Source organism: Pseudomonas reactans (genome assembly GCF_013385825.1).
GTDB lineage: Bacteria > Pseudomonadota > Gammaproteobacteria > Pseudomonadales > Pseudomonadaceae > Aquipseudomonas > Aquipseudomonas reactans.
In genome coordinates, this window is record NZ_JACAPG010000011.1 from 8,950 (window position 1) to 18,684 (window position 9,735).

The 9,735-nt window shown below is 62.3% G+C and carries 9 protein-coding genes; 3 read left to right on the forward strand and 6 right to left on the reverse strand.

The window, feature by feature from the left end; translation table 11 throughout:
- Positions 1–104 precede the first annotated feature (104 nt).
- Genes HX868_RS11545 through HX868_RS11565 form a run of 5 tightly spaced genes read right to left on the reverse strand, consistent with a single transcriptional unit; the run spans position 105 to position 6,350 of the window.
- Positions 105–866: an enoyl-CoA hydratase/isomerase family protein gene (locus HX868_RS11545; RefSeq protein WP_177002951.1), complete on the reverse strand. Its 762-nt coding sequence runs from the start codon at positions 864–866 to the stop codon at positions 105–107.
- Complete coding sequence (atuD, locus tag HX868_RS11550) at positions 863–2,020, reverse strand: citronellyl-CoA dehydrogenase (RefSeq protein WP_177002952.1); 1,158 nt, start codon at positions 2,018–2,020, stop codon at positions 863–865. The genes HX868_RS11545 and atuD overlap by 4 nt, the downstream gene beginning before the upstream one ends.
- A 45-nt stretch (positions 2,021–2,065) precedes the next feature.
- Complete coding sequence (atuC, locus tag HX868_RS11555) at positions 2,066–3,682, reverse strand: geranyl-CoA carboxylase subunit beta (RefSeq protein ID WP_177002953.1); 1,617 nt, start codon at positions 3,680–3,682, stop codon at positions 2,066–2,068.
- Between the two features lie 3 nt (positions 3,683–3,685).
- Positions 3,686–4,558 (reverse strand): SDR family oxidoreductase, encoded by an 873-nt coding sequence (locus tag HX868_RS11560; protein WP_177002954.1) that lies wholly within the window; start codon positions 4,556–4,558, stop codon positions 3,686–3,688.
- A 13-nt stretch (positions 4,559–4,571) separates the two neighbouring features.
- Positions 4,572–6,350 carry an acyclic terpene utilization AtuA family protein gene (locus HX868_RS11565; RefSeq protein ID WP_177002955.1) on the reverse strand — a complete coding sequence of 593 codons (1,779 nt, stop codon included), beginning with the start codon at positions 6,348–6,350 and terminating at the stop codon, positions 4,572–4,574.
- A 152-nt stretch (positions 6,351–6,502) separates the two neighbouring features.
- On the opposite strand from HX868_RS11565, the gene HX868_RS11570 reads away from it, so the two are divergent.
- Together HX868_RS11570 and HX868_RS11575 are read left to right on the forward strand one after the other, a co-directional pair.
- Positions 6,503–7,126: a TetR/AcrR family transcriptional regulator gene (locus HX868_RS11570; RefSeq protein ID WP_095017095.1), complete on the forward strand. Its 624-nt coding sequence runs from the start codon at positions 6,503–6,505 to the stop codon at positions 7,124–7,126.
- Between the two features lie 94 nt (positions 7,127–7,220).
- Positions 7,221–8,012 carry a substrate-binding periplasmic protein gene (locus tag HX868_RS11575; protein WP_177002956.1) on the forward strand — a complete coding sequence of 264 codons (792 nt, stop codon included), beginning with the start codon at positions 7,221–7,223 and terminating at the stop codon, positions 8,010–8,012.
- Positions 8,013–8,116: 104 nt separating this feature from the next.
- Here the strand turns inward: HX868_RS11575 and HX868_RS11580 are convergent, their stop codons facing one another.
- Positions 8,117–8,668, reverse strand: a complete 552-nt coding sequence (locus HX868_RS11580; RefSeq protein WP_005789991.1) for an RNA polymerase factor sigma-70 — start codon at positions 8,666–8,668, stop codon at positions 8,117–8,119.
- Positions 8,669–8,970: 302 nt separating this feature from the next.
- Here HX868_RS11580 and HX868_RS11585 point away from each other — a divergent pair, with 302 nt between their 5' ends.
- A complete protein-coding gene (locus HX868_RS11585) occupies positions 8,971–9,723 on the forward strand; it encodes a thioesterase II family protein (protein WP_177002957.1) in 753 nt (250 codons plus the stop codon).
- The last annotated feature ends 12 nt before the right edge of the window (positions 9,724–9,735 follow it).

Consider the following 9,735-nt stretch of genomic DNA (forward strand, 5'->3'; position numbering starts at 1 on the left):
TTGACGGGGCGCCTCAGATCAAAAGCCAAAGCAAGATCAAGAGCGACTCGCTTCGCATCGTGGATATGCGGTCCCTTGTAGGAGCTGGCTTGCCGGCGATGACGTCATCTGCACCACCGTGGCTTTCGCTTCTGCACAAACGCCTGCGTCCCCTCAATCCCTTCCTCACTCCTCACTGCCTCGGCAAACCACTGCGCGCCGCGATCCAGCACCGTTTCAAGTGGCTCATCCACGCTCGCGAGCAGCAGCGCTTTGGTCCGTGCATTCGCGCCTGGCGCACACTTCAGTACCTGGCCCAATACTTCATCCAATCGTTCTGCCAGCGCCTGCGGATCGCGCTCGGTAAAGTGCACGACGCCCAGTCGCTCGGCCTCTACGCCATCAAAGCGCGCGGCGGTGAGTGCCAAGCGGCGTGCCTGGGTCAGGCCAATTCGCTTCACCACAAACGGCGCTATCTGCGCCGGTAACAAGCCCAGGCTGGTTTCCGGCAGGCCGAATTGCGCCTGGTGATCGGCGATGGCGATATCGCTCACGCACGCCAGGCCAAAACCGCCGCCCAGCACCGCGCCTTGCAGCACCACGATCACCACTTGCGGCACGGCTTCCACTGCTTGCAGCAAGGTGCCGAATGCCCGGTTCAGTGCGTGGAGTTGATTGCTTGCGGTGACCAGGTCCTTCACATCCGCCCCGGCGCAAAAGTGCCCGCCCGCGCCGCTGATCACCACGGCCCGGGTCTGGCTGTCCAACTGCGCCAGTACGTTGCGCAGTTCATTGACCATTGCCAGGCTCATCGCGTTGCGGCTTTCCGGTCGGTTGAGGGTGATGTGCAGCACGCCGTTATGCGGTTCAAGCAGCAGGGTGTTCATGATTTTTTCCCCGGCAAGGTGCCCATCAATTTGCAGATGATGCCCAGCATGATTTCGTCGGCGCCGCCGCCGATCGAGACCAGGCGCACATCGCGATAGGCGCGGGCCACTGGGTTGTCCCACATGAAGCCCATGCCGCCCCAGTATTGCAGGCAGCTGTCGCTGACTTCACGGCCCAGGCGCCCGGCCTTGAGTTTGGCCATGGAGGCTAGTCGCGTCACGTCCTGGCCTTTGATGTATTGCTCGGTGGCCTGGTAGACCAGCGCGCGCAGGCATTCGATTTCGGTGGCGAGTTCGGCCAGGCGAAAGTGGATCACCTGGTTGTCGATCAGCGCCTTGCCGAAGGTCTGGCGCTCTTTGCAGTATTCGATGGTGCTGTCGATGCAGTACTCCAGGCCCTTGATCATGTTGGCCGCGCCAAACAGGCGTTCTTCTTGGAACTGCAGCATCTGCATCATGAACCCCGCGCCTTCGTGGCCGATGCGGTTGCGTTGGGGCACGCGCACGCCGTCGAAGAACACCTGGGCAGTCTCGGAGCTGTGCATGCCGAGCTTTTCCAGGGGCGGGCTGACGCTGATGCCGGGGGTGTTCATCGGCACCATGATCAGCGATTTGTTGATGTGCGGTTTGTCGTCGGAGGTGTTGGCCAGCAGGCAGATGAAGTCGGCGCTGGGCGAGTTGGTGATCCACATTTTGCTGCCGTTGATCACGTAGTCGTCGCCGTCCTTGCGCGCATGGGTCTTGAGCCCGGCCACGTCGGAGCCGGCGCCGGTTTCCGAGACGCCGATGCAACCGACCTGCTCGCCGCTGATGGCCGGGCGCAGGAATTCGTCGCGCAGTTCATCGCTGCCGAAGCGGGCGAGGGCGGGGGTGCACATGTCGGTCTGCACGCCGATGGACATGGGGATGCCGCCGCAGCGGATGGTGCCGAACTCTTCGGCGGCGACGATGGAGTAGCTGTAGTCCAGGTCCATTCCACCGAATTGCTCCGGCTTGGAAATGCCCAGCAGGCCGAGGTCGCCGGCCTTGCGGAAGATCTCGTGGATGGGAAAGCGCCCGGCTTTTTCCCATTCGTCCACATGGGGGTTGATCTCGCGGTCGACAAAGGCGCGGACGGTGCGGCGCAGCTCCTGGTGTTCCTGGGTAAAGATCATTTTTATTGTTCTCCTTATCGCGACGCGGAGCGTCTCGGGCGAAATTTAGAGGCGTGCTACACCGAAGGTATTGGCCTGCAACTCACGCACCTCGGCCTCGTGGCAGATATCCAGCAGAAAGCCCAGCAAGGTTCGTGTATCCCGTGGATCAATCAGCCCGTCGTCCCATAGATTCGCGCTGCCGTAGAGCGCGGTGGACTGGCTGTCGAGCTTCTGTGCGGTGACCTGTTCCAGCATGTCGAGCACTTTGGGGTCCGGCACCAGGCCGTCCTTCAATTGTTTGGCCTCTGTCACGATGCGCAGCACCTTGCCCGCCTGCGCACCGCCCATCACCGCCGTGCGGCTGTTGGGCCAGGCGAAGATAAAGCGCGGGTCGAGCCCACGGCCGCACATCGCATAGTTGCCGGCGCCATAAGAACCGCCCACCACTATCGTCAGTTTAGGCACCCGTGCATTGGCCACAGCCTGGATCATCTTCGCGCCGTGCTTGATCACGCCTTGCTGCTCCGACTCGGTGCCGACCATGAAACCGGTGGTGTTGTGCAGGAACAGCAGCGGCGTGCGGCTCTGGTCGCACAGTTGGATAAATTGCGCGGCCTTGCTCGCGCCCTTGGGCGTGATCGGACCGTTGTTGCCGATCACACCGACGGCGCGGCCCTGGATGTGCAGGTGGCCGCAGACGGTGTGGGCATCGAACTCGCCTTTGAATTCGAGGAAGTGCGAGCCGTCGGCCAGGCGCGCGAGGATTTCGCGGACGTCGTAGGGTTTTTTCGGGTCGTCGGGGATCAGGCCCAGCAGTTCCTCGATGGGATACAGCGGCTCTGCGTAGGTGCGTTTGGGCGCCAATGGCAGGCGATCATTCCAGGGCAATAGGCTGACGATCTCCCGCGCGATACGCACACCGTCCGCATCGTTTTCCGCCAGGTATTCGGCAGTGCCGGCGGTTTGCGCGTGCATCTCGGCGCCGCCGAGTGCTTCATCCGTCGCCACTTCGCCGGTCGCGGCCTTTAGCAGCGGCGGCCCGGCGAGGAACAGCTTGGCCCGGCCACGCACCACCACCACGTAATCCGACAGCCCTGGCTGATACGCGCCGCCGGCCGTGGCCGAGCCGTGTACCACGGTGATCTGCGGCAAGCCCATGGCCGACATGCGCGCCTGGTTGGCGAAGCTGCGCGCGCCTTCGACGAAAATCTCGGCGGCATAGTTGAGGTTGGCGCCGCCGCTTTCGGCCAGGGTCACCACCGGCAGTTTGTTCTCCATGGCGATCTGTTGCAGGCGCAGGGACTTCTTCAGGCCGGTGGGGGAAATGGTGCCGCCCTTGATCGCGCTATTGTTGGCTACCACCAGCATGCGCACGCCGCTGACGTAGCCGATGCCGGCGATCAGCCCACCGCCGGCGGCGCTGCCGTCCTTGTCATCGTGCAGCTTGTAGCCGGCCAGGCTGGCCAGCTCCAGGAACGGCGCGCCGGGGTCCAGCAACAGGTTGAGGCGCTCGCGGGGCAGTAGTTGGCCGCGTTTGTCGAACTTGGGTTTGGCTTCCTGGGCCTTGCTCAGCAGGTTGCCTTCCAACTGGTGCAGTTGGACGATGGCGGTCAGCATCGCGTCACGGTTTTGTGCGAATTGAGCGCTGTGAGCGTCGATCAGGGATTCAATCACCGGCATGGTCTATTGCTCCGCCTTGAGTACATCCGGCAGGTAGGCACGGTGAAAGCCATTGAAGGGCTCGCTCGGTGCCTGCGCCTTAAGCAACGGCCAGGCGCGGCTGCCCAGGCTGGCGGCGCCGTCGATGCGCAGGGTGCTGCCGCTGATAAACGCGGCGGCGGGGCTGAGCAGGAACACGATGGCCGCGCTGACTTCCGATTCGGTGCCGATACGCTTGAGCGGTACGTGTTCGCGCAACGTCGGGATCACCGCCTTGAACGCGCCTTCATAGGTGTCCATGCCGCTGGAGGCGATCCAGCCCGGCGCAACGGCGTTGACCCGCACGCCCGCATAACCCCACTCGAAGGCGGCGGTCTTGGTGAAGTTGTCCATGCCGGCGCGTGCTGCGCCCGAGTGGCCCATGCCGGGCATGCCGCCCCACATGTCGGCGAGCATGTTGACGATGGCGCCGCCGTGCTTGCTCATGGATTGGTTGAACACTTCCCGCGCCACCAGGAAACCGCCGACCAGGTTGGTGCGCAGTACGGTTTCGAAGCCTTTTTGATTGATCGCGGCCAGCGGCGACGGGTATTGGCCACCCGCATTGTTGACCAGGCCGTGGATCGGGCCGTGCTCATGAATGATGTGTTTGACCAGCGCCTTGACCGCCTCTTCATCGCGAATGTCGCAGGCCTGCCACGCGGCGCTGCCGCCATCTTCGGCGATCTCGATGGCGACGTTTTGCAGTTTTTCCGGCTTGCGTCCCACCAGAATCACCTTGGCGCCCAAGGCCGCCAGTTCATGGGCGGTGCAGCGGCCAATGCCACTGCCGCCGCCGGTAACAATCACGGTGTGACCCTGGAACAGGTCGGCTTTGAAGATCGAGTCGAAGGCCACGGCAATGCTCCTGTCAGGTGAGTGAATCTGCGATGTGCTGCGGCACGGCGATGGGGATTTCCAGCAGTTGCTGGGCAAAGGCCTTGCCTTGCGGGTCGATGCGCAGGCTGGCGATGCCGCCGCCGCCCAGGGCGTTTTCCAGCAGGAAGTTGAGGCTGCGGCTGCCGGGCAAATACCAGCGCTCGACGCGACCGTGCACGGGGTCCAACACGTGGCCCATCCAGTCGACGATCACTTCCGGGGTCAGCGCTTCGGCGATCCATGGCAAATACTCGGGATCGCGGGCGATCACGCCGATATTGCTGTGGTTGCCCTTGTCGCCGGAGCGCGCCACGGCCAGTTTCACCAGTGGCACGCTGGCGTCGGCGCGGCCTTGGGGTTTGGGCGGGTCAATCGGTGCATCGGGCAGGGTGGGGGCGTCGGCAACTGGTAGGGGGCAGGCGTGGCGTTCGCCCTGATAGTCGATCAGCAGCTCGCAGGCGGATTTATCGATCAGGAATGAAAACAACCGGATCACCGGGTACACGCTCGGTCGTCCGCCGACAATCCCGGTCAGGCCCGGCGCCATGCCGGTCGCAGCTTGGGCGATCTCTCGGGCGAACAGTACCAGCGCCGATTTGCTCGGGTGACGCACTGCCAGTTTTACCACCACTTCACGGCAGTCCCGGCGCATTGCGTGGGCGCCATAGGTCGCTTCGCTGCCGAGCAGTTCGATATTCACCTCGGTGTACGGCGCCCAGCGACGTTGGCTGAATAACTCCGAGGTCTTGTCGATGATCGCCTGGCTGACCCGCTCGGCCTTGGCCACCGCGTCGATTCCGGCGATCAGGCAACTGGCGGTGCAGCGGAAACCGTCCAGGTAGGTCGCGCTGACCTTGTACTGATCGGTGGGCGGTAAACCCTTGGCGCCGTGCAGGCGCACGCAGTTTTTGCCCTGCTGCTGCAATTTGACCTGGCTGAAGTCGCAGATCACATCCGGCAGCAGATAGGCGCGCGGGTCGCCGATTTCATACAGCAACTGTTCGGCCACGCTGAGTTCGCTGATCAATCCACCGGTGCCGTCGACTTTGTTCACGGTGAACTGGCCGTCGGCGCTGACTTCAACAATCGGAAAACCGATGTGTGCGTAGTCCGGCACGTCGCGCCAATCGGTGAAATTACCGCCGGTGCACTGCGCGCCGCATTCGATGATATGCCCGGCCAATGCGGCTTGGGCGAGGCGATCGTAGTCCTGCCAGGACCAGTCGAACTCATGCACCAGCGCCGCGCTAACCACGGCGCTGTCCACCACGCGGCCGGTGATGACGATATCCGCGCCCAGGGCCAGTGCCTGGGTGATGCCCGGTGCGCCGAGGTAGGCATTGGCGGACACGCACACGGGAGGCAACAGCGTGCCGTTGAACATGTCGGTGATGTCGTGCAGATGCTTGAGTTGGGGTTGCAGGTCATCGCCCAGCAGCACGGCGATTTTGAGTTCGACACCGGCTTTGTCGCACGCCGCTTGCAGGGCGGCGGCGCAGGCTTGGGGATGGATGCCGCCGGCGTTGCTGATCACGCGAATACCCTGGCGCTGGATATCCGCCAGCAACGGCGTGAGCACGTCGACAAAATCCGTGGCGTAACCCGCCTGGGGGTCCTTCATGCGCGCACCAGCGAGGATCGACATCGTGACTTCCGCCAGGTAGTCGAACACCAGGTAATCCAGCGTGCCGCCGTGCACCAACTGGGCGGCGGCGGTGCAGGTGTCGCCCCAGAAGGCGCTGGCACAGCCGATACGAACCGTCTTGCTCATGAGAAATCCTTCCTCGAATGGCTGGGGCGAGACTACCAAGCAAGCGCTTGGTTTGTAAACTCCAGTCACAAGTTTTAGCCAAGCGCTTGCTTGGGTGGCCGCCACGGCCTAAATTGCCGGCCAAGACGTCCGTGGAAGTAGAGGAGAGAGGCATGGATGAGCATAAAGCCCTGCGGGTGATGCGCACCATGGTCGACGGCGGCCAATTGACCGACCCCGACAGCGCCCGGGGCAAGCTGCTGCAGACGGCGGCCCACTTGTTTCGCAACAAGGGCTTCGAGCGCACGACCGTGCGCGACCTGGCCAGCGCCGTGGGCATTCAGTCCGGCAGCATCTTTCACCACTTCAAGAGCAAGGACGAGATCCTACGCGCGGTGATGGAAGAAACCATCCACTACAACACCGCGATGATGCGCGCGTCCCTTGAGGAAGCCACTAACGTACGCGAGCGGGTGCTGGCGCTGATCCGCTGCGAACTGCAGTCGATCATGGGCGGCAGCGGCGAGGCCATGGCGGTGCTGGTGTACGAATGGCGCTCGCTGTCGGCCGATGGGCAGGCCCAGGTGCTGGCTCTGCGTGACGTGTATGAGGCACTGTGGCTGCAGGTGCTGGGCGAGGCCAAGGACGCCGGTTACATCAAGGGCGATGTATTCATCACCCGACGTTTTCTGACCGGAGCGTTGTCGTGGACGACCACCTGGTTCCGCGCAGAAGGCAGCATGACTCTCGAACAGTTGGCTGAAGAAGCCCTGTTGATGGTTTTGAAGGCCGATTGAAGTGCAAGCTATTAATTTGGCGGTAGAAAGTTGTCTCGCCAGACAAAAACGCCTAGCTTATCGCCATTAGCGTTTTTGAACGGTGTGTGCCTTGATGTTTTCGCCATGGCGGCTGGCTGCAGGACTTACCTTTTGGGCACTGGGCACCGCGTGGTGGATGCCAGCCTCGGCTGCGCAATTGGTGCGCATCGGCGCGGCGCATTTTCCACCCTACACCGTGCGCCCGGAGCAGGGTGCCGATACGGGTTTGCTGCCGCAACTGGTCGAGGCGTTGAACGCCGCGCAAACCGATTACCAGTTTGTGTTGGTGCCCACCTCTATCCCTCGGCGTTTCCGCGATTTCGAGCAGGGCCGGGTCGATATGGCGATCTTTGAGAATCCCGACTGGGGCTGGCAGGAAATTCCTCACACCACCGTCGACATGGGCCTGGAAGACGCGGAAATCTTCGTCGCCCAACGCAAGCCTGGTCGCGATCAGGCTTACTTCGCTGACCTCAAAGGTAAACGTCTGGCCGTGTTCAGCGGTTATCACTACGCCTTCGCCAACTTCAACCCCGACCCCAAGCACATGGCCGAGCACTTCAACGCCACATTGACCTACTCCCATGACAGCAACTTGCTGATGGTCGCGCGCGGGCGTGCCGACATCGCCCTGGTGACGCGTTCGTATTTGAGTGATTTCATGGTGCGCAATGCGGATTTGGCCGGGCAGTTCCTGGTGTCGGAACGCATTGACCAGGTCTATCACCACTACGCCTTGCTGCGCCCGAAAGCGCCGATTACGGGGGAAGCGTTTGCCGCGTTGCTCAAGCGCTTGCGCGATGATGGAGAGATGCTGAAGATTTTCGAGCCGTATCGCATTGATGTAACCGCAGTGCCTCTGTAGGAGCGAGCTTGCTCGCGAAGACCGCAAGAACACCGCGTCAATGCTGAATCAACGCGGCGCGTTCAGGTTCTTCGCGAGCAAGCTCGCGCCTACAATGACGGTCATCAGACCCGACGTGCAAACGTATCGCTATGGCTGCCCGACACCTTGCGGCAGTGCACCAGCGCATCCCGGATCATGAAGTTCACCAGGGTCGGCGAGACGCCGAGTTCCTTGGCGATGTCCTTTTGCGGTACGCCGTGCAGGCGGTACATCTCGAACGCGTAGCGGGTGCGTTGCGGCAGCTCCGTCAGGGCGTCGGCGATGTTTTCCAAGGTGTTGAAATTGATGTGCGAGGTTTCCGGTGAAGCGCCGTGAATAACCACATTCAAGCCTTCCTCTTCCGTCCCGGAGTATTTGAGCTCCAGGGCCTGCTTGCGGTAGTGATCGATGGCCAGGTTGCGCACGATCTGGAACAGATAACTCAATTGAGCCTTGAACGATGACGTGATCGTCGGTGCCGACTGCAGCCGGAAGTAGGCGTCCTGCACTACGTCTTCGGCACGGGAGCGGCAGCCGGTAATGCGTGCCGCGATCTTCACCAGAATCAGCCGATTATCGACGAATGCCTGGAGAAGCGGTGAGTCGCACCTGCCTGTGGATACTTGTTCCGTCATGGAAATCACCTTGTCGCAAAAGAGGTTAGGGGAGGGCGTCCTTGCTGAGGCCTCCTACACATCGGGCAACAAATTATGCTGAATGATAATGATTGTCAAATGAGAAGGCGAACTAATCTTATGCTTTCTTGTTAGGTGTGAACCACGTCTCGCTCGTACCCGGCGACTAATTATTTGCCGGTGCCGTCCGTTCTTCTGGGTGACAGGTCCGTTAGCAATACGGCCAAGGATCAGCACCCGCAGGAGGACGAAATGGGTTTCTATCGTGCATACAGCGTGTTTCAGTTTGGAGTCGTCACTCGATGAGTACGCCGACCCGACTGCGCCTGTTCTGCCTGCCCTATTCGGGCGCCAGCGCCATGGTTTACGCGCGCTGGCGCCGGGCCCTGCCTGAATGGTTGCAGGTGTGTCCGCTGGAATTGCCAGGGCGTGGCATGCGCATGGACGAGCCGTTGCAGCGCGATATCAAGGCCTTGGCGGCCCAGCTCGCGGACGAAATCAGCCACGACTTGAGCGGCCCCTACGCCTTGTTCGGTCACAGTCTTGGCGGCCTGCTCGCCTTCGAATTGGCGCATGCGTTGCATGCGCGCAATGTGCCGCCGCCGCTGGCCCTGTTCGCTTCCGGAACGGCCGGGCCGGCGCGTCGCGACGTCAGCGAGTACGCCATCGAAAAGACCGATGAACAACTGATCGCCCGCCTGCGCGAGCTGCAAGGCACGGCCGAAGAGGCCTTGGCCAACCCCGAGTTGATGCAGTTGATGCTGCCGATCCTGCGCGCCGATTTCCTGTTGTGCGGCAGCTTCACCTACGGCGAGCGCGCACCGCTGGGCATGCCGATCCACGTGTTCGGCGGCAAGCAGGACAGCGTGCGCGCCGACCAGCTGCTCGACTGGCAACTCGACGCCGCCAGCGGCTTTTCCCTGGACATGTTCGACGGCCACCACTTCTTCCTCATGCAACACGAAAGCGCCGTGCTGCGCTGCATCCGGCGCTACGCCGACGAACACCTGGCCCGCTGGCGCAATGGCGCCGCACGGTCACTCGCCGTCGGCTGAACAAGCCCCCCG